This window comes from Streptomyces sp. NPDC001532, assembly GCF_040298625.1.
Lineage (GTDB): Bacteria > Actinomycetota > Actinomycetes > Streptomycetales > Streptomycetaceae > Streptomyces.
Genome location: NZ_JBEPAL010000009.1, coordinates 1 through 25,670, shown reverse-complemented (window position 1 = coordinate 25,670; position 25,670 = coordinate 1). Strand labels below are relative to the sequence as shown.

The window sequence follows — 25,670 nt, the reverse complement described above, 5'->3', positions numbered from 1 at the left end:
GGCGTACGACTCCGATACGCCGCTCGCAGCGCGCACCCGCCGGACGACACACCGGCCGGGTCCGCGCTGCGAGCCTCCCCGTGGCTCCGCGCAGGCGGGGAATCAGACGGCGGAGGCCGTGTGGATCACCTCGCCGCCGACCACGACCGTCTCGGCCACCGTCCCCGGTATGTCCTTGGGATCGCACCGCAGGATGTCGCGGGAGAGCACGACGAAGTCGGCGAGCTTGCCCACGGTCAGCGATCCGAGCTCGTCCTCCAGGAAGTTCGCGTAGGCGGAGCCCATCGTGTACCCGTGCACGGCGGTCTCGATGTCCACCGTCTCCTGCGGACACCACGGCTCGCCGTCGGCTCCTTGGTCCAGTGGGCGGCGGGTGACCGCCGTGTACAGGCCCACCATGGGGTCCATCTCCGCGACGTTCCAGTCGCTGGAGAAGGCCAGGACCGCACCGGCGTCGCGCAGGCTGCGCATCGGCCACGCCTTGTGCCAGCGGTCCGCGCCGACGTTCTCCGCCCAGTCCCGTCCGGGACCGGCGATCTCGGGCGCGCAATGGCGTGGCTGCATGCAGGCCACCACCCCCAGCTCGGCGAAGCGCGGCACATCCGCCGGGTCCAGGCACTCCACGTGCACCACCTGGTGGCGGGCGTCTCGCGGACCGTTGACCGCGCGGGCGTGCGCGACGGCGTCGAGGACCGTACGAATGCCGCGGTCGCCGGTGGCGTGGACGAAGCACTGGAATCCGCGCGCGTCGAGGCCGGCCAGCAGCTCGGCGAACTCCTCCGGCGGGTAGAACGTCTCGCCTCGGTGCCGGCCGCAGCCCGCGTACGGTTCCAGGAGAGCGGCGGTACGCGGCTCGACCACGTCGTCGATGTACAGCTTCAGCGGCCCCACACGCAGCCGGTCGTCATCGAAGCGGCGCGCTGCCGCCGCGAACACGTCCAGGTCGGTGTCGCCGGTGCCGCGCGGATGGAACAGGGCGGCGACGAGGCGGCTGCGCAGCCGGCCCTCGGCGCGGGCCCGCTCGAACAGGGCGAGGTCGTCCAGGGAGTTCTGCGGCTCGACCACCGTGGTGATGCCGAACCGGGCGGCGTCGTCGAGGCTCTTGACCAGGCGCCCGTACTGCCGGTCGGGCGAGGCCCAGGGGACACCCAGCTCGCGCAGCGCCCGGTGGCCGTCCCGCGACAGACCCTTGACGGCGAAGTTCTTCACGAAACCGGTGGGTTCGCCCGTGACCGGGTCGACGTCGGCGTCGCCGAAGGGCAGCTGTGTCCGGTGGCGGTCGATGCCCAGCCTGCGCAGGGCCGCCGTGTTGAGCCAAGCGGTGTGCACGTCGTAGCTGAGGACGAAGGCGGGCCGCTCGCCGGTGGCCGGATCGAGGTCGCGGGCGTGCGGCATGCGCCCTTGAGGGATGGCCGAGTAGTCGAACGCCTCCGCTTCGATCCACTCGGCGTCCGGATGGGCCTCGGCCCAGTCGCGGATGCGTGCGTGGATCCCGTCGAGCGAGGAGATGCCCGCGAGCTGGACGCAGGCGTCGTCGGAGCCGAGGCGTACGTGGTTGTGCGCGTCGACGAAGCCGGGCAGGACGAGACGTCCGGCGGCGTCGATCACTTGTGTGCCGGGCCCGGTCCAGGCGGCGGCGTCCGCGTCCGCGCCGAGCCAGACGATCCGGCCGTCGCGGACGGCGAGGGCCTCGGCGTACGGCAGGTGCGGGTCGACGGTGTGGACGCGGGCGCCGCGCAGGATCAGATCGGAGGGGGCGGGTGACATGCGGTGCTGCTCCTGAGAGGTGTCAGTCGGCACGGACGGGGGCGGAGAGGGCGGAGGTGGAGGCGAAGGCGCGGCGGCTCAGGAGCCAGTACGCGAGGCCTGCGACGAGCGAGCTGAACACGGTGAGGTCGGCGCCGCCGAGCGGGGCGACGAGCGGGCCCGTCCACAGTTGCGAGTCGCAGGTGAGCAGGGCGAAGAGGAGACCGGTGAGCAGCGCCGCCGTACCCGGCGGGCTGAAACCCGCCCGGTACCAGTAGGCGCCGGCCCGTCCGGCGTGCAGGGCGTGCGCGTCGTAGCGGCAGCGACGCAGGAGCATGTCGGCGAGGAACACGCCGCTCCACGGCGCGAACACGATGATCAGCAGCGACAGGAAGGAGAGCAGCGAGGTGGTGAAGTCGGTGAGGAAGAGCGCGGCGAGCGAACCGGCGGCCGTGACGGACACGCTGATGACAATGGTTCTCGCGCGGCTCCAGGGAATCCCCAGCACCTGGAGGTTCAGGCTGGAGGAGTAGAGCGTGATGATGGAATTGGTGACCGAGCCGCCGAGCACCAGGGCCAGGAAGACGGGCTGGAACCACCCGGGCAGCAGGGACTGCGCACCGGCGACCGCGTCGGTCATGTCCGTCTGCGTCGCGGCGGCCACGCCGCCGACACCGAGCGCCACGGAGGAGAGGAAGCCGCCGAGTGCCCCGCTCCAGGTGACGGCGCGCAGCGAGGTGTCCTTCGGGAGGTAGCGCGTGTAGTCGGCGGGCATCGGCAGGTACGAGAAGGGGCCGGAGAGCGCGACCACCAGCGCCCAGCTCCACGCGGACACTCCGGCGGCGCCCGCCGCGGCGGTGTCGCCGGCGAGGTCGGCCCGGGGGACGACGAGGACGAGGAACGCACCGAAGCCGGCGGCGAGGCCGTACGCGAGCCACTGTTCGGCCGCCTGCACTGTGGCGTGGCCCCACATGGCCACCACGAAGGTGAGGGCGAGGGTGATCAGGAGGGCGAGGGCACGCCCGGTGTCGCCGGGCGCGCGCCAGCCGGCGTCGGCGAAGAAGGCCTCCAGAGCGAGGGTGCCCACCACCGTGTTGACGATCGTGTAGCCGATGCTGACGACCCAGTTGAGGACTCCGGCGGGCAGATTGCCCCGGTGGCCGAAGGCGGCGCGTGAGATGACGAGCGTCGCGGTGCCGGTGCGGCTGCCGCTCAGGCCCGCGGCGCTGACGACGAAGAAGGCCAGGCCGCCGACGGCCACGACGGCCGTCGCCTGCCAGAAGGAGAGACCGAACGCGACGGCGAGCGCGCCGTTGATGACGTACGTGAAAGTCAGGTTGGACCCGAACCAGAGCCAGAAGAGGTCCCGGGGACTGCCGTGGCGGTCCTCGTCGGGGATGGTGTCGACGCCATGGGTCTCCACGCGGAAGACCTCGTCGCTGGCCACACCGGTGCTGTGCCCCATGCGGACCCCTCTCGGCAGGTTGAACGGCAAGCGGGTAGTTTGAATGCCGTTCTAGAAGTTAGAACGGCATTCAAGATGTGGCATGCGGCCGCGCCCGTCAAGACCCGGAACGGGATGAGCGGGATAAGGTCGCGGCAGGGCACGGCGGGGCAAGGCAGGGCACGGCAGGGTCACGCCGGGGCGGCGGCCGACTGGAGGAATGGCGCGTGACGGGAACAGCGCGACGGCGGGACGGGCGGATCGCGCAGGAGCGGATGCTCGAAGAGGCGATGACGGTCATCGCCGAGAACGGGCTGGCCTCGCTCACCATGGCATCCCTCGCCGAGCGCCTCGGCACCAGCGGCGGCCACATCCTGTACTACTTCGGCAGCAAGGACCGGCTGCTGCTGGAGGCGCTGCGGTGGAGCGAGAGCGCGCTCGGCGACGAGCGACGCACCCTGCTCACACGTCGTACGACCGCCGAACGCAAACTGGACCTCTTCCTCCAGCTGTACCTGCCCCGCGGACCGCGCGACCCGCGCTGGACGCTGTGGATCGAGCTGTGGGCCCGCACGACGGGTCAGGGCCCGCTGCGGGAGGCTCAGGAGGAGATGGACCGCGGCTGGCAGAGCGACCTGGAGTCGCTCCTTGCCAAGGGGGTCGACCAGGGACGCTTCGGGATCACGCGGGAACAGATCCCGGAGCGCGCCGACCTGCTGCTCGCGCTCCTCGACGGGCTCAGCACCCGCGTGGTGCTGAGCCAGCGCGGTACCGATCGAGCGGCGGCACTGGCCGCTGCGCGCGCCGCGGCCGACCGCTTGATCGTCACGAGCGATGCCACGGGCGACGTCACGAGCGATGCCATGGGCGACGCAGGGCGATCGTCCTGACGGGGGCGTGGGGCGCGTCGTCGGCGCCGCCGTGGCAGATGCCTCCACCTGGAGCACCCCCGCCCCGCGCCTGCGGGGGCCGGTCTACGCGGACGTCGTCAGCATGTGAACGACCGGCGAGTGGGGCGGCGGTATCGGTGGTGGCTGGAGTCGTGGGGTGGGGCGACCTGTGCCTGACGTGTGGCTGATGTGCGCGGGCCTGTCATGACCGGGGCGCCTGCGGAGCGGGGGAGCCGGGCTTGATCCGGGAGGAGGGCGCTGCACCGGGCCGACCGCACCGCCCGCGCCGGTGAGTCCGGCGCAGTGGTCACGCTCGTGCCGCCGGGCGGGGGCCGTAGGACGAGCCGCATGATGGCCGAGGCCCGCGAGGCGGCCCTCGTGCGCCGCAACGGCTGAGAGCGGCTGCCGCCCCCAGGATGATGACGCCGTGCGCCCCACACCCCGCCCGGCATGACAAGCTGTGCCTGTCCATCCCCGAACCCAGGAGGTCACCATGACCGAAGAGCCCGTAAAGCCGGAAGGTTCGGAGCCTGCCGCCCCCGAGACGTCCCCTCTCGCACCGGACAGCGACGGCAACTACGACCTGAAACGCAAGTTCCGCGAAGCCCTGGACCGCAAGCGCGGTGCCCAGGCGGAGGCCGCTGACATGGCCGCGAACGGCGACAGGCTGAAGGTGCGCGCGGCGCACGGACCGGCTGCGAGCCAGCGGTCGTTCAGGCGCAAGAGCGGCGGCTGAGTTCAACGGTCGTGCGACGTGGCCGCTTCATCGGCACCTGGCACCAGCCACTCGCGCGCCTCACGTAGTGGCCCGCAACGCGCACAAACCATGCGCGCGTTGCGGGCGCGGCAGGGCGTGCTGTGCGTAGTCGAGGTCATGCCTGAGCGCAGGGCAGCGCCGTCGTCGGCGACTGGTCACCGGGTGCCTTCGGTCGTTCTGCGGATCGGCACGGACGGCGCGGAGAAATCGAGGTGGCCGCCGCGGACCGGTCGGCGGTGTGTCGGGGCGGAGGGCTGGGAGTTCGGCCCGGTCTTCGAGCCGTTCACCGCCGAGGGGTACGGCAACCAGGTGGTCGCCGTCGGACACTGCCGCGCGGGCGGGGGCTCGTCGAGGTCGCGCAGGAGGGTGAGGGGTCGTTGCCGAGAACCGGTGGTCCTGAGGGTGGAACAACTCATCCACCCCGGGCAAGGGGGCGATCTCAGGGTCGACTTCGCGGGCGCTCCGGGCCACGGTGGCGGCCACGTAGGCGTCCCGGCACACGAGGTGGCCGGCCACCACAGGATGCGGCTCGCCTCAGCCCTGCTGCTGCACTACTTCACACATACTTGCCGTACTTGCCCCTGCTCCGGCTGAGGCCGTCGCCACCTCGACCGACGGCCTGTGCCGCCCGAGGCCGTGAGCTCCTCAGGGCGGCACCGAGACCCACCTCCGCCGGACGGATGACCCGCCCCCAGCTCCGGGCCGCCGTCACCGGGCTGACGCAAGACGTAGAGCCGTCACGTCACTGACCCGCACGGCGGGATGGATGCCGAGGAGCCGGCCTCCGGCCCGCGGCGACCGTGTCCAGGGCGCATTTTCCCGCCAGAGTCAGGCCAGTTCGAGGACGAGCTTGCCGACGTTCTCTCCACGGAAGAGCATCCGCAACGTGTCGGGGAAGTCGTCGACGGTCCCGCTGACCACGTGCTCCTTGACCTTGAGTTGTCCGGCCCCGATCCAGCCGGCGATGTCCTGACCGGCTTGCGTGAATCGCTCGGCGTAGTCGAACACGACGAGGCCTTCCATACGGGCGCGCTTGACCAGCAGCGACAGGTAGTTGGAAGGGCCCTGGACCGGGGAGGCGTTGTTGTACTGGCTGATCGCGCCACAGATCACGACACGCGCGCGCATCGCCAGCCGGGTCAGCGCGGCGTCCAGGATGTCCCCTCCGACGTTGTCGAAGTAGATGTCGATGCCGTCGGGAGCATGGTGACGCAGCGCTTTCCGCACGTCCTCGGCGCGGTAGTCGATGGCCGCGTCGAAGCCCAGCTCGTCGGTGAGCAGAGCGCATTTCTGCGGTCCTCCGGCGATGCCGATGACCCGGCAGCCCTTGATCTTGGCGATCTGTCCCACGATGCTGCCGACAGCTCCGGCCGCCCCCGACACCACGACGGTCTCGCCGTCGCGCAGCGCTCCGACGTCGAGCAGGCCGAAGTAGGCGGTCATGCCGGACATGCCCAGAGCGCCGAGATAGGTGGAGGGCGGGGCGATGGTGGTGTCGATCTTCAAGGCACCCTTCCCGTCGGAGACCGCGTACTCCTGGACTCCGAAGGAGCCGACCACGTGGTCGCCCGGCTGGTACTGGGGGTGGTTGGAGGCGATGACCTCGATGACCGATCCGGCGCGCATCACCTCGCCGAGAGCGACAGGGGGCAGGTAGGAGGGGCGGTCGTCCAGCCAGCCCCGCATCGCCGGGTCCAGGGAGATCACGCGAGTGCGGCCCAGGAATTGGCCGGGGCCGGGCTCTCCTACCGGCTCGGAAGTGGACTCCCAGTCTTCGGGCTTCACCTCGCCCACTGGACGGGCGGCCAAACGGATCTGGCGGTTCATGGTTGACACGATGCCTCCGGTGCGAGCGACTCCACGCAGCGTACCGACCAGTAGGTATGAGAGTGAAGTGTCGGTGGTCACAGTTCGTGCGTGGACGAGGAACACCGGCCGCCGTCTTGTACGCACCCGGCCTTGACGCGGCGCCGTCGACGCCGATCGACATGGGGTGACACCTTGCCGCGACCCCCCTGACAGTGCTGACGGTACTCACCGTACTGACGGTGTCGACGGTGCTGAAGCCGTGGTGCGTACCCGCGAGGCGCCCACCCGGTGCCAAGTGCTCGCCGTGCACCGGCCGCTCAGGATGAACTGTTCGTCCCCTGTCCGCTGCGCGCTTTCCAGCCTTCCCGAGCCGCGGATGACGCGCGGTCAGATGGCGGGCGCGGCAGGGCGGAGCGGGACTTGACCGCTCGAGCGCAGGTGGGGCGGTCGCCCATTCTCCGACGGTGCCGGGTGGGTTGCGCAAGGTGAACCAGGTCACCGTGCGGCGGCGTTGGCCCGCACTCGTCCAACGGGTTAGGTTCCTGCGATCACGGGGGAGGACGTCCCCACGCGACCTGAGCGCGGAGCCCTTGCGCACCCTCCTTTGACGAGAGAAACAGGACATGTCTGCTCAAGAACGCTCACACCATCCTCCGCGCCGAGTCGGCGTCGTGGCCGAGTCCGTCTCCGGGGAGACGCGGGTCGCGGCGACCCCGGCGACGGTACGGCTGATCGTGGGCCTCGGTTACGAGGTCGTCGTCGAGTCCAGGGCCGGAGAGGCCTCCGGGTTCGACGACCGGACGTACGCCGATGCCGGAGCACGGATCGGCGAGGCCTGGGACGCGGATGTCGTCCTCAAGGTGAACGCCCCTTCCGACGCGGAGATCCGCAGGCTGCGGAAGGGGGCGACGGTGATCGCCTTGCTTAGCCCGGCGCAGAAGCCCGAACTGCTCCAGACGCTCGCCGATGCCGAGGTGACGGCCCTCGCACTGGACGCGGTGCCGCGCATCTCGCGGGCCCAGTCGATGGACGTGCTCTCGTCGATGGCGAACATCGCCGGCTACCGCGCGGTCATCGAGGCGGCGCACGTCTTCGGACGGTTCTTCACCGGCCAGGTCACCGCGGCGGGCAAGGTGCCGCCGGCGAAGGTGCTGGTGGCCGGCGCGGGCGTGGCCGGTCTCGCGGCGATCGGCGCCGCTTCCAGCCTCGGCGCCATCGTGCGCGCCACCGACCCGCGGCCCGAGGTCGCGGACCAGGTGAAGTCGCTGGGCGGCGAGTACCTGCCGGTGAACGCCGCTCAGGAGACGAGCACCGACGGCTACGCCAAGGCGACCTCCGCCGACTACGACCGTGCCGCGGCCGAGCTCTACCGGGCGCAGGCCGAGGACGTGGACATCGTCATCACCACCGCCCTGATCCCGGGCCGGCCGGCGCCGCGCCTGCTGACGGCCGAGGACGTCGCCGTCATGAAGCCGGGCAGCGTCATCGTCGACATGGCCGCCGCGATGGGCGGCAACGTCGAGGGCACGGTGCCGGGTCGGACGGTGGTGACCGAGAACGGCGTCACCATCATCGGCTACACCGACCTGGCCTCCCGGCTCCCGGCGCAGGCGTCGCAGCTGTTCGGCACCAACCTGGTGAACCTGCTGAAGCTGCTCACCCCCGGCAAGGACGGGCAGCTGACGGTCGACTTCGACGACGTCGTACAGCGGGCGGTGACCGTGGTGCGCGACGGCGACGTCACCTGGCCCCCGCCGCCCGTCGCGGTCTCGGCCGCACCCGCCGCCGCCCAGCCCGCGGCCGCACCCGCGGCGCCCGAGCCGGAGCAACCGAAGCTCACTCCCGTGCGGCGCTTCGCCCTGATCGGGCTCGGAATGCTCGCCATGTTCCTCCTGGTGGCCTTCGCGCCGCCCCAACTCGCGGGCAATTTCACGGTGTTCGCGCTGGCGGTGGTGATCGGCTACTACGTCATCGGCAAGGTGCATCACGCGCTGCACACCCCGCTGATGTCGGTGACCAACGCGATCTCCGGGATCGTGGTGATCGGCGCCCTGCTGCAGATCGGGCACGAGAGCCGACTGGTCACCACGCTGTCCTTCGTGGCGATCCTGCTGACGAGCGTCAACATCTTCGGAGGCTTCGCCGTCACCCGCCGCATGCTGTCTATGTTCTCGAAAGGCTGAGCCGAGATGACGTCCCTGACGGCTTCACACGCTGCCGACCTGGTCGCCGCCCTGCTCTTCATCCTCAGCCTGGCCGGCCTGTCCCAGCACCGCACCTCCCGCGCCGGCGTCGTCTACGGCATCGCCGGCATGGCCCTCGCCCTGGTCGCCACCGTGGTCCTGGCGGCGCAGAGCATCCCGGCCGGAGCGGTCACACTGATCGTGCTCGCCATGGCGCTCGGCGCGGCGATGGGCCTGTGGCGGGCCCGCCGCGTCGAGATGACGCAGATGCCCGAACTCATCGCCGTCCTGCACAGCTTCGTCGGCCTCGCCGCGGTACTGGTGGGCTGGAACAGCTACCTTCAGGTGGAGGCGCACGGCGCGGCGCAGACCGAGGTCGGCGCCGATCTGCTGCGCATCCACCACGCCGAGGTGTTCATCGGCATCTTCATCGGCGCGGTCACCTTCACCGGCTCGATCGTCGCGTTCCTGAAGCTCTCCGCACGCATCAAGTCCCGCCCCCTGATGCTGCCGGGCAAGAACGCCCTGAACGTCGGCGCGGTCGCCGCGTTCGTGGGGCTGACCGTCTGGTTCACCATCAGCCCGAGCCTGCCCCTGATGATCGCCGTGACGGTGCTCGCGCTGGCGCTCGGCTGGCATCTGGTCGCCTCGATCGGCGGCGGCGACATGCCGGTCGTCGTCTCCATGCTGAACAGCTACTCGGGCTGGGCGGCGGCCGCGGCCGGCTTCCTGCTCGACAACAACCTGCTCATCGTCACCGGCGCGCTCGTGGGCTCGTCCGGCGCCTACCTGTCCTACATCATGTGCAAGGCGATGAACCGGTCCTTCCTCTCCGTCATCGCGGGCGGCTTCGGCATGGAGGCGCCCTCCGGTCCCGCGGAGGAGCAGGGCGAGCACCGCGAGGTTCGGGCCGCGGAGGCGGCCGAGATGCTGGCCCAGGCCCGCTCGGTGATCATCACCCCCGGTTACGGCATGGCCGTCGCCCAGGCCCAGCACCCCGTCGCCGAGCTGACGCGGCGGCTGCGCGAGCAGGGCGTCGACGTCCGCTTCGGCGTCCACCCCGTCGCGGGCCGCCTGCCCGGGCACATGAACGTGCTGCTGGCCGAGGCGAAGGTGCCCTACGACATCGTCCTGGAGATGGACGAGATCAACGACGACTTCGCCGACACCTCCGTCGTGCTGGTCATCGGCGCGAACGACACCGTCAACCCCGCAGCGACCGACGACCCGGCCAGCCCGATCGCCGGCATGCCTGTGCTGCGCGTCTGGGAAGCCGAGCAGGTCATCGTCTTCAAGCGCTCCATGGCCTCCGGCTACGCGGGCGTGCAGAACCCGCTCTTCTTCCGCGAGAACAGCAGCATGCTCTTCGGCGACGCCAAGCAGAGCGTGGAGGAGATCCTGCACGCCCTCGGGCCCGACACCCGACGCGACACGGACCCAGCGGCACTCCGCACGACGGTGGCCAGCCACTGACAGCCGTTCGCCGACAGCACGGTTCCTGCGTGGCCCGCGGCCACAGACCTCATGCTCGCCGAGGAACTGGTGAGGCTCCCCGCGGGCCACGCTACGGACATCGCTGAACCGCTCCGTTATCGGGGCCGGCCCGACGGAGGCGTCCGAGCCGTGGAGCTCGCACGCCGTGGACACTGTCTCTCCGCAGCCGAGGTGCCCGGAACTGCGGGGCGGGATCGATGAGGCGATCCGCCCGCTGGACCGGCACGTCTGCCTCGGCGGAGTCGTGTACGGCCATCAGGCACGAGCAACTGGCCCGTCTCCTGGGCCGCCACAGACGCGAGACCGAGCTGCCCGCCTCCTGCTGAAGCGGTGGGTCACGAGCAGGGAGGCCCTGGGCGGCCCATGCCGCCTTCGGCGTCACCGAACTCCTCCCCCGCGACGCCCGCCTCGACGTCCCGCGCGACGTGGCCCCGTTCGGCCGCGGCGACAGCCTCCGTGGAGGCCCCAGCGAGCCGTGCGGGAACCGCTTCCGTGTCACCGGGCGCAGCCTTGCCGCTGAAGCGTCGGTTCGCCCGTACGGCCTGCTGTGCTGGCGGGACCGCCGGAGCCCGGTGAGGGTGGGTTCGAGGAGCTGTCCGCGTCGGTCGGCCCTGCGACTGTCCCTGGAGGAACCTCGTCATGTCTGAACGCAACACCGCCATCCGCAGCCTGCACGATCTCGGTCTGGCAGCATGGTTCGGTGGCTCGCTCATGGGGGCTGTCGGCCTCAACGGCGCGGCCCGGGCCGAAGGCGGCACGGAGGCGACCCGAGACCGCATCTCGGCGTCGGGATGGGCGAAGTGGACGCCGGTCAACGCGGCCGCGATCGGCGCGCACCTGTTCGGCGGTGGCGGGCTGCTCGCCGTGAACGCCCACCGTGTCGCCACTCAGCAGGGCGTGGCAGCGTCCACCACGGCCAAGACCGTCGTCACGGTCGCTGCTCTGGCCGCCACCGCCTACGCCCGCGTCCTGGGCAAAAAGGTCGAGCTGGCGTCCTCCACGGAGCCCGGTGACGCCGAGAAGGCGGGCAAGCACCCGATCGACCTTGACAAGGCGCGACGGCAGCTGGCCTGCGCGCAATGGGCGGTACCGGCACTGACCGGATGCCTCGTCGTGCTCAACGCCCTGCACGGTGAACAGCAGCGCCCGAGCGAGCAGACGGCCGGTATGTGGGAGCGGGCCCGCTCCGCGACCCACCTGATGGTCTGACGGCTCGCGGGAGACCTGCCGTCGAGGATGAGCGCAGCCGTCGTTCGACCATGTGCGGCGGCCCGCTTCCGGTATCGGCGTCATCTCCCCAGGGGCTGGGGTTCCTGCTGGTCTTCCCGCCCCATGGGCTGAGGTGGTGATGGACCGCCGTCACCGATGGGATCCCGCCCGCCTGCTGTTCCGATGTCGCCTCGTTGCCGCAAGCCCGTGCGCCGTACCGTCGCTGACGCAATGGCAGGCAGGGATGAACCGACCTCAAGCGGCCAGCGTCTCATCCTGTCGGGAGACGCCCGCACGGCCTGGGCTGTACTGCTCCAGCAGCGCATCGGCCGCCAGTAGGGCCTCTTCGGCAGTGCGGGCTCCGGTCATCACACACAGCGTGTAGGTGGAGTCCTCCAAAGCCCTGCTGGTGCGGCCGGTGGGGCGCACGTCGTGCTCGATGCGTGCTTGAGCGAACCGGGCCAGGACGGCTCGCAGCTCCTTCTCCGCCGGAATGATCAAGGTACTCCCTCTCCCTCCGAAAGCCTGTCCCGCGAAGCGGCTGCCCGTGCCGCGCGAAACCGGCTGCCTCCGACCTCTGATGCCCCGGCTCAGCACCGGGCGAGTCCCATGTGCCCCCCGCCGGAAGATCTATTCCGCCCACTCGCTCCACCGCCCCGCCCATGGCGGGGCCGGCTCGGAGCCCTCATGACCGTCCACGGACCGGGCAGGGCATCACCTGGCGCACTCGCCGACGCGACCGCACCCGCGGTGCGACGGGCACGCCACGGTGGTCGCACCGCGTCCGCTGTCGTGGTCGGCGCGCTGTCCTGGCCGGTGACGGGGCAGGGTGCGTCGCCGTACGGGATGCCCGCAGTCCCGTCGTGATCGGCCACCATCCGGCGACTCCTCCAGCGCTGTCGCACGGAGGGTGCCGAGACATCCGGATCAGCCGACCGTGCCGCCGGCGGCCGCTGTCCTGCGGTGGTACCGGCGGGCATCACCGGTCCGGTCCGGTCCGGGGCGTGCGGCAGTCGGCCGGCCGGGGCCACATGCCGTCCGGCGCGCCCGCCGCGGGTCTCGTCGACCATCAGGTCGACGCCGGCGAGCAGGTCCTCGGCGGCGGCCGCGCCCCGCATCCGGTGTGCGGCGCTCCCGTCGACGAGGGCTTCCTCCAGCTGGGCGTAAACGGTGTCCCAGCCGCCGGACGCAGGCGGTCCCGCATCCCGTCGGCTCGGGGTCGGGCGGGACGGGATCGCTCACCGAGCCCCGCCCCACGGCCAGTGAGCGTTCACCTTCCCGCGGCGGCGCCGTCTGCTCCGCCTCTCGGTGCGGCCGGCCGGGATGTGACGGCACGTCTCGGCGTACCAGCCCGGCGCGCCCTGGCCCGACCAGGTGCCCGGCCGCAGGGTCAGCGGGCCGCCGCCGAGTGAGGGCCGAAAGCATGGGCCAGGCTGGTCAGAACGGAGCCGGACCAGTCGCTCTCTCCGAACACGCCGGCCGGCAGGGCGAGCACGCCGCACTCGTGCTGGAGCGTCTTCGCCGGGATGCCGACCGGGAAGAAGTAGTTGCCGGGAGACGTCCGGCTCACCGCGGGAATCGCCCCGACCACGTCGTCCGGCAACTGTTCGAACAGTCGCCGGGCCCGTGCGGCGAGTTCGTCGACGATCTGCCCGGGCACATCGCTGTGCTCGGTCAGCAGCTGGTCGGCGAGCCGGAGCTGTCCCGGAGTCGGCGGTTCCGCCCGGAACGCCTCGGCGAGTTCGGCCTGCGCCGGACCCAGCAGAACCACGCCGAAGGTGCGGGGCCACAGCCATCCCTTGGTGACGGAGTGCAGCAGGACCGCACGACCGGTGTCCAGCAGCAGCCGTGTGCCCGCGGCGAACGGGGTCCGAAGGTCGTAGACGCTGTCGATCAGCACATGACGGCGTGGTGACCGCCGCAGCCATGAGATCACCGCGGCGCACTCCGCATCGGACAGATACCGGCCGAGCGGCTTGCTGGGGTTGGCGAGCAGCAGGTACTCGGGCCGGTCGTCCGCCGGCGACCTCGGCAGGACCGGCGCCGGCAGCGTCGGGTAGGACGCGGGCTTCAGGCCCGCGGTCCGGGCCAGCTCGAAGTAGACCGGGTACACGTCGGCGGGCAGCCACAACCGCGCCCGCACCGCCTGCAGCCGGCGGAACACCACACCGAGCCCGTGCCGGACCCCTCGGCAGACCATGGCGTGGCCGGACCACTCCTGCGGCAGGTCGAAGCGCCGCAGCCAGGCGCGGGCGAGGTCGCAGCGATGCACAACGGCGGTGCCGGCCGGCGGTTCTGGTCGCAGCGGAGCGAGCGCCCGGTACACGTTGGTCTCGGCGGCGTCCAGAAGGGACGAGGAAGCGCTGAGCTGCCGTTGCCGGAATGCCTGGAACTCGTCGAACCTCATACCTCGGCGCCTTCCGGCAGTATCTCGCTGGCCCGGTCCTCCAGCGAGGCGTAGCAGCGTCCGTCGGCCATGACGTTCCAGCTGCGTGCGATGCCGTTGGTACGTTCCCAGAGCAGGCTCGGCTCGGTGTAGGCGGCGATCCGCATCGGCCGTCCGTCCCAGATGCCGTGGTAGACGGGCGAGCCCCAGGGCAGGCGGCTCGCCGGCCCGAAGCCGTGCCGCTCGGCGAAGCCGGTGACGACCGACAGCGAGACCTGGTGCTCTCGGCTCCACACGTTGGCGGCACGCTCGAAGTAGAGCGATTCGGTGCTGGTGGATACGTAGAGCTCCTTGAAGCAGACCTCCTCGACGCCGAGTGCCGCGGCCCACGACAGGTAGTCGGCGACCCCGGCCGCGTCGGCGACGCCGCCGTGCTGAAGCACGCAGATCAGCCTCATCCGCAGCCCCGGCCAGCGCTCAGGCTCCGTGCGCCAGGTGTCGATCACGTGGCTCACCGGCGTGCGCAGCATCATCAGTCGCTCGTTGACGTCGTCGTCGTGATGGTGCCGGGAGACCGCCAGCACGCTCAGGCCCGCGGCGCTCAGGGCCGCGAGACGGCCGGCCCGGTCGGCGTGCTCGCCCTTCGCCAGGGTGTGCGCGTTGGTGATGAGGACGACCTTCGGGAAGGCCGCCGAACAGGCGGACACCAGCCGCAGCTGCTGCTCGAACGGTATGAGCGTGGGCTCCCCGCCACCGGTGATCACAGCCCGCTCGGCACCTGCCGCACGGGCACGCTCCAGCCACCGATCGACCGCGTCCCACGGGACCCGGGCCGGCGTTTGGTCGCTGGAGATCGAAGCCGAGGAGAAGCAGAACGAACACCGGGCCTGGCAGGCGGAGGCGACCGGCAGAACCGACACCGAGCGCGGTCGCGTGTCGGCGTAGGGGCGCTGGGCCGATGCGTGCAACCGCAGGGAGGCGGCCATCGCATCCTCAACGGTGGTCGGGCGCAGAGTGAACTCGTCGCCGACCTGGTCGAGTTCATGGATGGCCGACAACCGGATACGAGCCTCGTGCAGTTCCATGCCGAGTCCGGTCGACACGTTGGGCACCAGCTGGTCGGGGTCCACCGTGGTCTCCAGTACCAGCAGCCGGTCACCCTCGATGGCCAGACGGTCCAGCAGGCGGCGCGCCTTGCCGATGCCGATGCCCAACTCGCCACGCGTCAGCAGGTGGAACCGGTCGGGGTAGGTGCTCTTTGGGATCCCTGCCTTGCCGTAGGCGAAGGCGTACTTGTCGAAGCCCTTCGCGAAGTTCGACAGCACGATGACGTGGAAGCGCTGGTCCCTGTTGTTCATCCCGTCATCATGCTCGACTTCCGCCTCCGCCTGAAGAAGGGAAGGGCCGCGCAGGCGTGCTTCCGTGGGGGACCGCGGCGGACAGTTCCGGGCGGGGTGGGGTGTACGTCCCCGCTCGACGGGCACCCGCTGATCAGGCCCCGCCGCGCTTCCCCCTCGCGTCGGGGCTTTCGGCTTCCTCTCGGCGTCCGCGGGCATCAGCGGGCATCGGCCGGGCTGGACAGGAGCAGCTCTCCGCCGGACCGCACCTCCACGGGCGGCAGCTCGACCGTCACCGTGAGCCACGGGTCGTGCGCCTGGTCGTCGCCGGACGGTCCTGACCTGGCCCTGTGTCGAGTCACCCCGCCCAGGTGGTCGGCCTGACCGGGGACTTCGCCACCGTCCGGGCCGGCGCCCGCCCCCCGGCATGAACGCGGGGTCAGGCGGCCGGCCCGTCGTCGCCGGGTGCGCGCACCACGGTGAGCAGATCGTCCCGTCCGGCCACGGCGTCCAGGGCCAGCGTGCGGTAGCCGGCCCGCTCGAACAGGACGGTGATGCGGTCGCCGTCCTGGCTCAGCACGGTGCCCTCGCCCCACCGCTCGTGCCGGACCTCGGCGCCGACGGGATAGGCGGCCGCCGCGGGGTGCACGGGCCGTTGCCGGTCCTCCCGTTCGGCGCTCTCCTCGTCGCAGCGGTCGCAGTTCCCGCACTGCTCCCCGTACTCCTCGCCGAAGTAGCCGAGCAGGAAGTGCCGTCGGCAACCCGTCGTCTCCGCGTACGCGCGAGCCATCTCGACCCGCGACCGGTCCGTCTCCCGATGGGCCTGCGCGGTCCGCGCGGCCTGCTCCACCGCGCGGTCGGGCGGTACGCCGTGGGCGGGACGGACCTCGCCGTCCTCTCCCGTCGCGACGGCGTCGGCCTCCTCCAGGAGGTTCACCGCGGCGGTGACCCGGTTCCTGGACAAGCCCGTGTCCTGGCGCAGTTCATCGAGGCCGGCCGGGTCCTCGCCGTGATCGTGGACGGCGTCCGCCACCTCGGACAGGGTGTCGCGGCCGGGCGCGCGGCCGGCGAAGAACGTCTGCATCCCGGTGTCCTGAGGCCGGAAGTGCAGTACGGCGACGGCCGGTCGGCCGTCCCGGCCGCAGCGGCCGATCTCCTGGTAGTAGGCGTCGAGCGAGCCGGGCAGAGCCGCGTGCAGCACGAACCGTACGTCCTCCTTGTCGATGCCCATCCCGAAGGCGGAAGTGGCCACCACGACGTCCGCGGCGCCGGAGAGGAAGGCATCGTGGATCCGGGCGCGCTCGGCGGCCCGCAGTCCCGCGTGGTAGGCCTCCGCGGCCAGGCCCAGCGCGGCCAGCTCGCCGGCGTAGTACTCGGTGTCCTTGCGGGTCGCGGCGTAGACGATGCCGGGTTTGGCCTGGGCGGCGGCCCGCTCGACGACGGCGATGCGCCGGTCGTCGTCCTCCTGGAAGCGGCGGACCTCCAGCCGGATGTTCGGCCGGTCGAAGCCGGTCACCATCACCCTGGGGTCGCGCATGCCCAGCCGCTGCGCGATCTCCCTGCGCACCGGTGGCGCGGCGGTCGCGGTGAGCGCCAGGACCGGCGGTCCGCCGATACGGCGTGCGGCCTGCTCCAGGCGCAGGTAGTCGGGGCGGAAGTCATGGCCCCATGACGACACGCACTGGGCCTCGTCCACCACGAACAGGGCGGGACCCGCCTCGGCCAGCCGCCGCACCACCTCGTCCTTGGCCAGCTGCTCCGGCGCCAGGTACAGCAGACGGACCCCGCCGTGCCGTACGGCCTCCCAGGCCTCCTCCGTCTCCGCCGCGCCCAGGTCGGAGTTGACCGCGACCGCGCGAGGGGCGCCGTCACCGTCGGGCAGGCCGGCGATCTGGTCCCGCTGGAGGGCCAGCAGGGGCGACACGACGACGACCGGCCCGGACAGCATCAGCGCGGGCACCTGGTAGACGGCCGACTTGCCGGATCCGGTCGGCATGACGACGAGTGTGTCCTCGCCTTGGAGCACCCACTCCATGGCGGTGAGCTGCTCGGGCAGCAGCGTGTCCCAGCCGAAGGCGTCGGCGGCGATCGCCCGCAGACGTGCCGCCCGGTCCTGCCCGCTCTCGCCTCCCACGGCCCACTCCCTTCGCCGCCGGACAGTGACGCGCGGGCCGGCCGAGGCGCCGCGAGACACCGGGTACCCGGGCCGGCCGCGTTCACCTGCGGGGCACCGAGCAGCTGTGATGTTCCCGCTCGCCGCATGCGGCTGTGCCCCGTGCGTCTGGTATCGGGGCAGGTCAGCGGTGCGGGAGGCGGCGGCCCAAGCCACTGTCGGCCGCCTTTCCGGTGCGGGCGGGCTGCGGGGCGTGCCCAGGGCACGGTCAGGACGTCGGCACCGATACGGCGGTCATGGAGCGGACACCTCGAACCGCGGGATGCGGACGGAGCCGCCGAGCGCCTGGGTGGCGTAGTTGAAGAGGGCGAACCGGTAGCCCATGAAGAACTGCCAGCTGTTGCCCATCGTGAACGCTGGACCGAGCCGGGTGAAGTTGACGCCGTCGGTGCTGTAGGAGAAGGTGCCGGACCGGGGGGAGCCGGGACGGATGTCCGCGTTGGCCCGCAGCCAGACGACGCCGCCCGATACGTTCGCGCTCGCGACTTCGGTGCCACCGGAGGTGGTGTTCCAGTCGGAGTCCATGGTGATTCCGTTGCGCATCACCAGCCGTGTCGTGCCGCTCTCCCGCTTGAGGCTGATGCAGGCGGAGGAGTCGCGCAGCAGCGCCAGGCCGGCGCGGTCTCCGTCGCGCATCGCCGAGTGCTCCAGCTGGACCGTCGCGGTGGAGGTGGGTCCCTGGATGCGGTGAGTGAGCGTATTGCGGGCCCAGTAGAGGTCGTAGGTGACGGTTGCGGTGCGCAACGTCAGCCCGTTCCCGACGGACCACTTGCTGTTGTCCGGGTTGTGGTTCCACTCCCACTTGGGTGCGAGGGTCGTGCCGGTGAAGGTGTCGACGCCGGTCATCGGCGTGACCTGGCGGGGTGGGGTCGGTACGACGGGAGTGGTGTAGGAGGCACCCCAGGCGCCGTTCACCAGCTGAATGACGGGCCAGCCGTCGGAGGTCCAGGTGACCGGAGCCAGGACGGGGATGCGCCCGCCGGGGTAGGCGTCGACGAACGCCATGTAGTACCAGGCTCCTGTCTGTGTCTGCACGAGTCCGCCCTGGTGCGGAACCCCGCCGCCGGGGACAGGGCCGGGCAGGTCGAGCAGGACCTGCCGCAGTGTGTACGGGCCGAACGGTCCGCTGGTCGACTTGAGGATGTACTGGCCGTTGGCGGGGCGGGTGAGGAAGATGTAGTAGCTGCCCTTGATCTTGTAGAACCGTGCGCCTTCGAGGGTGCCGATGCTGGAAGGCGTGGTGAACACCTGCTGGCTGCGGACCTGGGAGCGGCCGTCCGCGGAGAGCTGGGCCACGTGGATGGCGGTGTTGCCGTAGGCCACATACATGGTGTCGTCGGTGTCGACGAGCAACCCGGCGTCGTAGTACGCCGTGTCGAGGGTGGCCAGACGGCTCCAGGTTCCGTCGACGGCCGTCGCGGTGTAGAGGTAGGTCTTCGAGAAGTCGATCTGACCCAGCCAGTAGAACGTGCGGTTGCCGGGCCGGTAGGCGAGCGAGGACGCCCAGATGCCGCGGACGTATCCGCGGGCGCCGTCGAGGTCGTATTTCGCCCCGAAGTCCAGGACGGGCACGGAGTGGCCGGCGAACTCCCAGTTGACCAGGTCGTAGGAGCGCAGGATCGGCGCGCCGGGGGAGTAGTGCATCGTCGAGGCCGAGTAGTAGTAGGTGTCGCCGACGCGGATGATGTCTATGTCCGCGAAGTCCTGCCAGAGAACCGGGTTCCCATACGTCGCGGCAGCGGTCGGCGTCAGCGGCGCGGGCGGTGCCGCGGACGCCCGTCCGGCGGCCGCGGGCAGAAGTCCGCCCGCCACGAGACCGGTGCCGGTCGTGAGCGCGGCACGACGACTGTAATCGCGACGAGTCCATGACATCTCTGCTTCTCCCTGTGCGGCATACGGGTGGAAGGTGCGGGCGGTTGTGCGACCTCTTTCGTTCGATATGTCGAATGCCATGCGGTGTGTCGGACGGTAAGGATGCTAGGTGCCAAGGGTGCGGCGTCAACCCTTTCGCGCAGCATTCGTGGTGATGGCCGAAAGGTTCAAGGTGCTGCGCGCGCGGAGCATGTGTTCTCCGGTCGAGGCCTACGTTCGCATCCCGCTCCGGTCGTTGCGTACCAGGTGAAGCCATGTGCGCGAGCAGGCCGACACGGTCGTGTTCGCCATCGAAGCTTTCGGATCACTGGCGGCGTCCCGGCCCCGGCCGGAAGGGTGGAGTGGCGGGCTTCGTGCGTGAGTGCTGGACCAGCCCCGACGCCGACGCTGCGTACGGCCGTACGGCCTCGACAGGGCCGGCTACCGCCGCCGCAGCCTCGGCGAACGCTCAGCCCACCGCCTCAAACGGTGCCCCAGGCAGGGGCAGACGGGCCCGGTCCGGGGGTCACCTCTTGTCGGCGCATGCCTCCGCCTCCGCCAGGTAGCGCGCAACCGGCCCCAAGGTCAGCATCCCGCTCGCCCCGCCCGCGTGTTCGGTGCGGGCGGCGCGTAGGGCCGTGGCCGCGCGGGCCGCGACCGGGCGCTCGCCGAGGCGGGCGGCGGCGTGAGCGGTCAGGCACCAGAGCGCCTCCTGCATGTGATCAAGAGGCGGTTCGGGCGTCATGGTCAGGGCGGCACGGGCCTCCTCGGCCCGGTTCCGGGCGAGTAGCACCAAGGGGTGCGTCCAGGGACGGTACGGGCCCCAGTCGAGAGCGGGATCGGTGGGCGCGGGACGGCCGTGCAGGAGACGCAGGCCCAGAACGGCGAGGGCGAACAGCCCCCGGTGCAGCCCCGGCATGCCCGCTGAACCGGCGAGGGCGTCTTCGGCGGCGCGGTAGTGCGCTGCGGCTGTGGCGGCGGCCGGTCCGCCCAGTGCGGTGCTGCGGGCGGCCATGACCCGGGCTCGGAACCATCCGGTGAGTACGGGGACGAGGCGGGCCTCGGTGCTGACGGCGAGCTGCTCGGCGGCCTCGGCGTGCCTGGTCGCGGCGTCGAGGTCACCGAGAGCGGACGCGGATTGCAGGCGGATGAGCCGGCCGAGCACGACGAAGTCCGGCAGCTTGTGCCAGGTGGCCAGGTCGAGGATCTCGCAGCCGATCACATCCCGTGCCGCCGCGAGCCCGGGCCGGGTGAAGGACTGGAGGAACACGCCGTTGAGGGCGAACACCAGCAGGGCGGGATCGCCCAGGTCCCGGGCCAGCGCCTCGGCCTCGCGGGCGGCCTGCCCGGCGTGCCTTCGTTCCATCGCGGACAGATCGGCGCTGCGGCTCTCGACCGCGACGGTGGCCAGCGGGCCATGCCGGAACCGGTCCGGGCCGCGTACCTGAGGGCGAGCGCCGCGGCCGTGCCGTCGATCGTCGCGGACTACCGGGCCTCGGCGGGCATCGACGTCACACACGACCAAGCGGACCAGGACGCCGGTTCCCAGCTGGCCATGCCCGTGACGGTCGTCCAGCAGGACTGGGGCGCGCGGCTGGGCTACGACGCCGCCGCGGTCTGGCACGCGTGGGCGCCGGACCTGGACCACAGGCTGACCGGCGCGGGGCACTTCATGGCCGAGGAGGCGCCCGACGAGATCACGGAGGCGATTCGCGACCTGCTGCTCCGCCGATCCTCCCCCCGGTCCGCAGGAGGCGACCGGCGAGGCCTGCGCTCCCGGCGCCGGATCGGCCCTGATCCGGCGACCGCTCACCATTCCGGCCCCACGGCCGCTGCCGCGGTTCTGGGGCGAGACCGGGTGGCCGCCGATCTGCAAGTCCCAGGACGGGCGGTGGCCGCCCACGTCCGCCCAGGCGTCGCCGAGCTCGAACTGCTGGCACATCGGGGCTGAGGAACTGGGCTACGGCATGAGTGTGTCACCACGCAGACATCGGGGCGGGCTGATCGAGCTGCGACGACGCGGGGGCGTCCGCCCCACGGATGCTCATTTCGCTGCGGACGCGGCGCGTTCCGTGCACTGGGTGGCGAGTACGTCGTGTGTCGGGAGTGGGGGAGTGGCACCGCAGGTAGTGGTGCAGAACACCCGGTTCTGCGCGGGATGACTGCGGTGGTGCGAGTTGGCCAGAGTGAACTGCCGCAGCGAGCCGAAGCGCCTCGACCAGGTTGGCTCAGGAGGCGTCGATCGAGGTGAGCTCGGCTCGGCCTTGTCCTTCGTCGCCCAGCGGTGGATGTCCGCGCCGGTTTGCGGGCGGCCCCCGGCCGGATGGGTCTGACCCTCGGCTAGGGCCAGGACGGCTCCCCCCATCACGTCAACCACCCGTGCGACAACCGGGCGGCGCAGCACGAACCGGCCCAGCTTGCCGCCGCACAGCGCACCGGGCCGCCGGTCCCCGCCACGCTGATCACCAACGACACCGGGCGAGCGCGGCCTTTGCCGTCCGGCAGGTCAGCGGAGTGGTCTACAAGCCGCTGTGGACCACGCCCTGCACGGCCGACGGCCAAGCACTGCGGGTGTGGGTGCGCGAAGTGCTCCCGCAGGAGACCACCGCCGCTGTGGCCCGCTGCCCGCACCTGTTCCGAGCCAACATGGACAAGGCGTTCGACGTACGCCTCACGGCTGTCGGAGACCGGCTGTCCGCGGTCCGGATCGACAGCCCTGATCTCGACTGGTGGCAGCGGCTGTTCGTCGGTGGCGTGGGTGTCCCGCCAGATCGAGCAGTGGCGGATCGTGCCGGCCTGCTCTCTGTTGCTGCGGTGATCGTCGTGTCGAGCGTCCCCTCGGCGAAGCGGTAGACCAGCAGGCGCTCGGGCTCCACGTCGGTGACCTCGCACGGCTGGCTGCCGAAGTTGCCCATGTCCAAGGTGAAGCGGTGACCGACGACGGGCTTGACGTCTCCGGCGGCCCACCAGCGGGCGTGGAGTTCGGGGTCGGTGAGCGCGGTCCAGACCGTCGCCGGGGGATGAGGCAAGAACTTGTCGCAGTTGATCGTGTTGTTTTCGGTCATGTCTTGTTCTCCTCGTCGAGAAGGTCGGCCAGTGCGTTCATGCGCTCGTTCCAGTAGTGCTCGAACGGATGCAGCCACTGACTCACCTCGGCCAGCGGGGCCGGCTGGAGGTGGTAGAAGCGGTGCCGACCGCGCGGCTCCTCGCGCACGAGGCCGGCGGTGCGGAGAACCGCAAGGTGCTCGGAGACCGCCGGCCTCCCGAGCGCGAACATCCCGGCCAGCTCACCCGTGGAGCGTGGCCCTTCACGCAGGCTTTCGAGCAGTCTGCGGCGTACCGGGTTGGCCAGCACGCCGAACACATCGGTGGGCATGAGAGGACCATGCGTCGGGGAAATCCGACGCGTCAACAAACTCCGACGCGTCAACAAACTCCGACGCTTCAGCGATCTCTGTCGGCCGAGCCGAGCGACCGTACGCCCTCGTGCCGGCGCGGCCCGGCAGCAAGCCCTCACAGTCTTCGAGGTGTCCGTCGCACCTCGGCGGGCGGCCGACCTTGGACGTCGCGCAGCACGATGGGCCGCCGCCGTTCCGTCGGCATGTCCAGGATCGCCGTACGCACCACGGCAAGAGCCTGGCACTGCCCCGGACTGGCGTGACCGTCGTCATTGCTTCTCGCCACCGCTTACGCGCTGCTGGGTGTGTCGCCGCACGAACTGACTGGGGGAGGGGGCGGTCATCGGCCGGGAGGACGACCTGGCCGGGAGGACCTATGGGGGTGGCCGGAACGGCAGTTCCGCGAACCGGTGGCCGCCGCCACCGTGATGCAGGAACGTTCCCCGCTGATCGGCGAGTCCCTCGCCCGCCAAGCCGCCCGGGGCCCGTCACTGCTGTGCTTCAGCACCACCCGCCACACCTCAGCGGTGAGGTCGAGCATGCCGCGGGACTGGGCCTCGCCTCGCCGGCATCCGTCCCTCTACGCCCCGTGTGTCGGGGTCGTCCCGGTCGACCCCGACAAGGTCGTCACCGAAGCGGAGACGACACAGGAGCTGGGACACCGGGTGGGCGTCTTTCTGCCTGCCTCTCTGTCCGACAGTCCGACGCATGCACAGGCCGTGGTGGCCCTCTCCGCGTCGTCGGCTGCCTACGCGCAGGGGCTGTAAGGGTTAAGCCATCGCCAACCGGCTCCGCCGCGCCGCAGGGCCCCGGCCCACTGTGTGATCAGCCACCGACCCGGTGATCCTGCTCCCCGAGGCGGGTTCGGGAGGCTTCGTGTCGGCCTCGGCCGAGGCCCTTCCGAGCATGCGGCCCCGCCCGTGTCCCGCACCGCCTGGGGGCACGGGTGGGCGCGCGGCGGATGTGAACGGTCAGGACGGGGTGGGAACCGACGCATCGAGGCCGCGAGCGGCCACGAGCTGGGCGCTGCCGTCGGCCAGGCGATAGGACAGCCCGACCACGGCGGTCCGGCCGTCGGCCAGCGCGTCGGCCAGGACGCGGGAGCGCTCCAGCAGCAGGTCCACGGTGTGCTCGATGTGCTCGGCCAGGATCTCCTCGGCCGACTCGCGGCCGGCGGCGCGGGCGGCCAGCACGCTCGGGGTCACCCGTTCGACGACGTCCCGGACGAAGCCGCCCGGCGTCTGTCCGTCCTCGAGGGCGGAGCAGGCCGCGGCGACGGCGCCGCACGAGTCGTGGCCGAGGACGACGACCAGCGGAGCCTTCAGGACGCTCACACCGAACTCGATCGAGCCGAGCACTTCCGTGCCGGCGACATGCCCGGCGGTGCGAACCACGAACAGGTCGCCCAGGCCGCGATCGAAGATGATCTCGGCGGCCAGGCGGGAGTCGGAGCATCCGAACAGCACGGCGAACGGCTGCTGGGACGGTGCGGTCTCGGTACGGCGAGCGGCGTCCTGGTTCGGGTGCTCGGGAGTACCGGCGACGAAGCGCTGGTTGCCGGCCATGAGCAGGTCGAAAGCATCTCGGGGCGTCGAAGTCTGGGTCTGTGTCATGGCCGCAGCATAAGAGTCGGCGCGCCGCAGCGCTGCTGGGCCCGGCCGCCCGCTCCTCGGCGGCGTACGGTGAAGCACGGCGCGCCCGCCCCACGCCTTTGAAGGGGTGCTCGTGTTGACACGATCCACGTCGATGTTCACGACACCGGGCCCGGCAGCTGCCGGGTGACCGTGGCGGGAGACCCGGACGTCGTCAGCCCCCTCCGTCCGGGGGACCCTGCGCGATGCCGTGAGCAGGAACGACCGCGTGGACGTCGACTGCGCGGGCATGTCGTTCTGTGACTGCACCGGCCTGTCGGCGCTGCTCGCCGCCGCCCGCGCAGCCGAGGCGGCCGAAAGCCGGCTTGTGCCTGTGCGCGGTCCCGCACGCTCTCGCCCGGCCTTTGCGGCTCACCCACACCGCCAGCGCCTTCACCATCGAGCAGGCCGACATGCGCTGAAGACATGGCCGGGCAGGTGCGTCGGTGCGCGTACGTTCCTTGCTCGAAGCCGCTGCCGACGGGCACGCGCCACGACAAACGGTTCTGCGGCCGCGCGCCGCGCATACAAGGCGGCCGCTCGAAGGTGGCGCCGCCACCCGACCGAAGCCTTCGCCACCGGTCTCGCCGTGGGCCATCGCTTCGGCCTGTGCGGTTCCTCGAATCGGCCACTGCGCCGCGAAGGAGGACAGCGGCAGCGTCACCATCCCCGTCGGCCGTGGCTCGCAGCACGTGAAGGTGAAGCCCGGTGACTCGGCAGGGAACTCGTCGATCGGCTGCTGGAGCGAGGGCACCCAGCGCACCCAGCTTCACCAACTCGGTCAAGGCAACGCGCACCTCCTGGCCCTTGCGGCGGCGCACCTCACGGCTCCCGAGGCGGTCGGAACCCTACGGCAATCCCGTACGGGACGTGAAAGGTGTTCAGGTCCTGTGACAGCTCGGCGGCGGACGCCTTCCATTCCCCGGCGCGGTCCTGCGCCCCATGACAAGCCCTCCGCCGGTCAGGACACTCGAGGCGCGCGCGACCCCGACTATGCGGCGCTGGGCCGCACGCTCGGCTTCCGTGACCAGCTGCGCCATCCCACTTCAGCCCATCCGTCGCCTGGAACTGTGCGGGTGGACACCCGCACCGCGCTCAACGACCCCCTGCCCGCCGGCGGTTGCTCGGAACCTCTGAGACGACGGCTCCCCACGCGGCACCCCGCGCGTCATGGTCAGGCAGAGGGGCGCCGCCGGGTGCCGCCGCCGCTTCCGTTCAGCGCGATCAGACGTGACAGGCGTTCCTCCACGTTCCGTCCGGGCCGGTGGGTCCGGGCCCGTTGGTCCGGGCCCGTGCGCCAGCGTGCCGAAGGCGCTCGCCGGATACAGCGGCACCCTGCCGTACGTCGGCTTCAGCCCGAAC

17 protein-coding genes and 4 pseudogenes are annotated in these 25,670 nt (G+C 71.3%); 8 read left to right on the top strand and 13 right to left on the bottom strand.

The annotated features are described in order from the left end of the window. Window positions 1–102 precede the first annotated feature (102 nt). Together ABT232_RS11200 and ABT232_RS11195 are read right to left on the bottom strand one after the other, a co-directional pair. The gene (locus ABT232_RS11200; RefSeq protein WP_351838952.1) at window positions 103–1,767 is read right to left on the bottom strand and encodes an amidohydrolase; all 1,665 of its coding nucleotides are present in this window, start codon (window positions 1,765–1,767) and stop codon (window positions 103–105) included. A 22-nt stretch (window positions 1,768–1,789) separates the two neighbouring features. Beyond that, a complete protein-coding gene (locus tag ABT232_RS11195) occupies window positions 1,790–3,211 on the bottom strand; it encodes a purine-cytosine permease family protein (protein WP_351838951.1) in 1,422 nt (473 codons plus the stop codon). 206 nt (window positions 3,212–3,417) lie between these two features. Here ABT232_RS11195 and ABT232_RS11190 point away from each other — a divergent pair, with 206 nt between their 5' ends. Both ABT232_RS11190 and ABT232_RS11185 read left to right on the top strand, forming a co-directional pair. After that, window positions 3,418–4,080: a TetR/AcrR family transcriptional regulator gene (locus tag ABT232_RS11190; protein WP_351838949.1), complete on the top strand. Its 663-nt coding sequence runs from the start codon at window positions 3,418–3,420 to the stop codon at window positions 4,078–4,080. Between the two features lie 493 nt (window positions 4,081–4,573). Next, entirely contained in the window at window positions 4,574–4,816 is a 243-nt protein-coding gene (locus ABT232_RS11185; RefSeq protein WP_351838947.1) for a DUF5302 domain-containing protein, read from the top strand. 849 nt (window positions 4,817–5,665) lie between these two features. On the opposite strand, the gene ABT232_RS11180 is transcribed toward ABT232_RS11185, so the two are convergent. After that, window positions 5,666–6,664 carry an NADP-dependent oxidoreductase gene (locus ABT232_RS11180; RefSeq protein WP_351838946.1) on the bottom strand — a complete coding sequence of 333 codons (999 nt, stop codon included), beginning with the start codon at window positions 6,662–6,664 and terminating at the stop codon, window positions 5,666–5,668. A gap of 605 nt (window positions 6,665–7,269) precedes the next feature. Here ABT232_RS11180 and ABT232_RS11175 point away from each other — a divergent pair. From ABT232_RS11175 to ABT232_RS11165, 3 genes are all read left to right on the top strand, one after another. Next, window positions 7,270–8,829 carry a Re/Si-specific NAD(P)(+) transhydrogenase subunit alpha gene (locus ABT232_RS11175; protein WP_351838944.1) on the top strand — a complete coding sequence of 520 codons (1,560 nt, stop codon included), beginning with the start codon at window positions 7,270–7,272 and terminating at the stop codon, window positions 8,827–8,829. A gap of 6 nt (window positions 8,830–8,835) precedes the next feature. Continuing rightward, window positions 8,836–10,302 (top strand): Re/Si-specific NAD(P)(+) transhydrogenase subunit beta, encoded by a 1,467-nt coding sequence (pntB, locus tag ABT232_RS11170; RefSeq protein ID WP_351838942.1) that lies wholly within the window; start codon window positions 8,836–8,838, stop codon window positions 10,300–10,302. A gap of 660 nt (window positions 10,303–10,962) precedes the next feature. Next, the gene (locus tag ABT232_RS11165; protein ID WP_351838940.1) at window positions 10,963–11,532 is read left to right on the top strand and encodes a hypothetical protein; all 570 of its coding nucleotides are present in this window, start codon (window positions 10,963–10,965) and stop codon (window positions 11,530–11,532) included. A gap of 255 nt (window positions 11,533–11,787) precedes the next feature. Here ABT232_RS11165 and ABT232_RS11160 read toward each other — a convergent pair whose 3' ends face one another. The 7 genes and pseudogenes from ABT232_RS11160 to ABT232_RS11130 form a co-directional block, all read right to left on the bottom strand. Then, window positions 11,788–12,033 carry a DUF5133 domain-containing protein gene (locus ABT232_RS11160; protein ID WP_351838939.1) on the bottom strand — a complete coding sequence of 82 codons (246 nt, stop codon included), beginning with the start codon at window positions 12,031–12,033 and terminating at the stop codon, window positions 11,788–11,790. Window positions 12,034–12,922: 889 nt separating this feature from the next. Then, complete coding sequence (locus tag ABT232_RS11155; RefSeq protein WP_351838937.1) at window positions 12,923–13,939, bottom strand: aminotransferase class I/II-fold pyridoxal phosphate-dependent enzyme; 1,017 nt, start codon at window positions 13,937–13,939, stop codon at window positions 12,923–12,925. After that, on the bottom strand, window positions 13,936–15,276 hold the full coding sequence (locus ABT232_RS11150) for a radical SAM protein (protein WP_351838935.1): 1,341 nt from the start codon (window positions 15,274–15,276) through the stop codon (window positions 13,936–13,938). The genes ABT232_RS11155 and ABT232_RS11150 overlap by 4 nt, the downstream gene beginning before the upstream one ends. A 197-nt stretch (window positions 15,277–15,473) precedes the next feature. Next, complete coding sequence (locus ABT232_RS11145; RefSeq protein WP_351838933.1) at window positions 15,474–15,617, bottom strand: hypothetical protein; 144 nt, start codon at window positions 15,615–15,617, stop codon at window positions 15,474–15,476. 77 nt (window positions 15,618–15,694) lie between these two features. Beyond that, window positions 15,695–17,389, bottom strand: coding sequence for a RecQ family ATP-dependent DNA helicase (locus tag ABT232_RS11140; RefSeq protein ID WP_351838931.1), 1,695 nt, complete (start codon window positions 17,387–17,389; stop codon window positions 15,695–15,697). Window positions 17,390–17,662: 273 nt separating this feature from the next. After that, complete coding sequence (locus tag ABT232_RS11135) at window positions 17,663–19,300, bottom strand: glycoside hydrolase family 43 protein (protein WP_351838929.1); 1,638 nt, start codon at window positions 19,298–19,300, stop codon at window positions 17,663–17,665. A gap of 505 nt (window positions 19,301–19,805) precedes the next feature. Next, window positions 19,806–20,696 (bottom strand): annotated as a pseudogene (locus ABT232_RS11130) (SARP family transcriptional regulator); the annotation flags it as partial. Here ABT232_RS11130 and ABT232_RS11125 point away from each other — a divergent pair. Beyond that, window positions 20,694–21,008: pseudogene (locus ABT232_RS11125) on the top strand (alpha/beta fold hydrolase); the annotation flags it as partial. The pseudogenes ABT232_RS11130 and ABT232_RS11125 overlap by 3 nt on opposite strands. A 785-nt stretch (window positions 21,009–21,793) precedes the next feature. Beyond that, the gene (locus ABT232_RS11120; protein WP_351839259.1) at window positions 21,794–22,132 is read left to right on the top strand and encodes an MvdC/MvdD family ATP grasp protein; all 339 of its coding nucleotides are present in this window, start codon (window positions 21,794–21,796) and stop codon (window positions 22,130–22,132) included. 44 nt (window positions 22,133–22,176) lie between these two features. Here the strand turns inward: ABT232_RS11120 and ABT232_RS11115 are convergent. The 3 genes and pseudogenes from ABT232_RS11115 to ABT232_RS11105 all read right to left on the bottom strand — a co-directional run. Continuing rightward, window positions 22,177–22,344: pseudogene (locus ABT232_RS11115) on the bottom strand (SRPBCC family protein); the annotation flags it as partial. Next, window positions 22,341–22,655 carry an ArsR/SmtB family transcription factor gene (locus ABT232_RS11110; protein ID WP_351838927.1) on the bottom strand — a complete coding sequence of 105 codons (315 nt, stop codon included), beginning with the start codon at window positions 22,653–22,655 and terminating at the stop codon, window positions 22,341–22,343. The gene ABT232_RS11110 and the pseudogene ABT232_RS11115, both read right to left, overlap by 4 nt. A 993-nt stretch (window positions 22,656–23,648) precedes the next feature. Then, window positions 23,649–24,290, bottom strand: coding sequence for a carbonic anhydrase (locus ABT232_RS11105; RefSeq protein WP_351838925.1), 642 nt, complete (start codon window positions 24,288–24,290; stop codon window positions 23,649–23,651). Window positions 24,291–24,492: 202 nt separating this feature from the next. Between ABT232_RS11105 and ABT232_RS11100 the strand changes: the two are divergent. Beyond that, window positions 24,493–25,020, top strand: a pseudogene (locus ABT232_RS11100) (STAS domain-containing protein); the annotation flags it as partial. Between the last annotated feature and the right edge of the window lie 650 nt (window positions 25,021–25,670).

Bases quoted from the DNA above. Each gene is read 5' to 3' on its own strand.
- ABT232_RS11200 (WP_351838952.1), bottom strand. From the start codon at position 1,767: ATGTCACCCGCCCCCTCCGATCTGATCCTGCGCGGCGCCCGCGTCCAC.
- ABT232_RS11175 (WP_351838944.1), top strand. From the start codon at position 7,270: ATGTCTGCTCAAGAACGCTCACACCATCCTCCGCGCCGAGTCGGCGTC.
- ABT232_RS11135 (WP_351838929.1), bottom strand. From the start codon at position 19,300: ATGTCATGGACTCGTCGCGATTACAGTCGTCGTGCCGCGCTCACGACC.
- ABT232_RS11155 (WP_351838937.1), bottom strand. From the start codon at position 13,939: ATGAGGTTCGACGAGTTCCAGGCATTCCGGCAACGGCAGCTCAGCGCT.
- ABT232_RS11195 (WP_351838951.1), bottom strand. From the start codon at position 3,211: ATGGGGCACAGCACCGGTGTGGCCAGCGACGAGGTCTTCCGCGTGGAG.
- ABT232_RS11150 (WP_351838935.1), bottom strand. From the start codon at position 15,276: ATGAACAACAGGGACCAGCGCTTCCACGTCATCGTGCTGTCGAACTTC.
- pntB (WP_351838942.1), top strand. From the start codon at position 8,836: ATGACGTCCCTGACGGCTTCACACGCTGCCGACCTGGTCGCCGCCCTG.
- ABT232_RS11165 (WP_351838940.1), top strand. From the start codon at position 10,963: ATGTCTGAACGCAACACCGCCATCCGCAGCCTGCACGATCTCGGTCTG.
- ABT232_RS11105 (WP_351838925.1), bottom strand. From the start codon at position 24,290: ATGACACAGACCCAGACTTCGACGCCCCGAGATGCTTTCGACCTGCTC.
- ABT232_RS11110 (WP_351838927.1), bottom strand. From the start codon at position 22,655: ATGCCCACCGATGTGTTCGGCGTGCTGGCCAACCCGGTACGCCGCAGA.
- ABT232_RS11180 (WP_351838946.1), bottom strand. From the start codon at position 6,664: ATGAACCGCCAGATCCGTTTGGCCGCCCGTCCAGTGGGCGAGGTGAAG.
- ABT232_RS11185 (WP_351838947.1), top strand. From the start codon at position 4,574: ATGACCGAAGAGCCCGTAAAGCCGGAAGGTTCGGAGCCTGCCGCCCCC.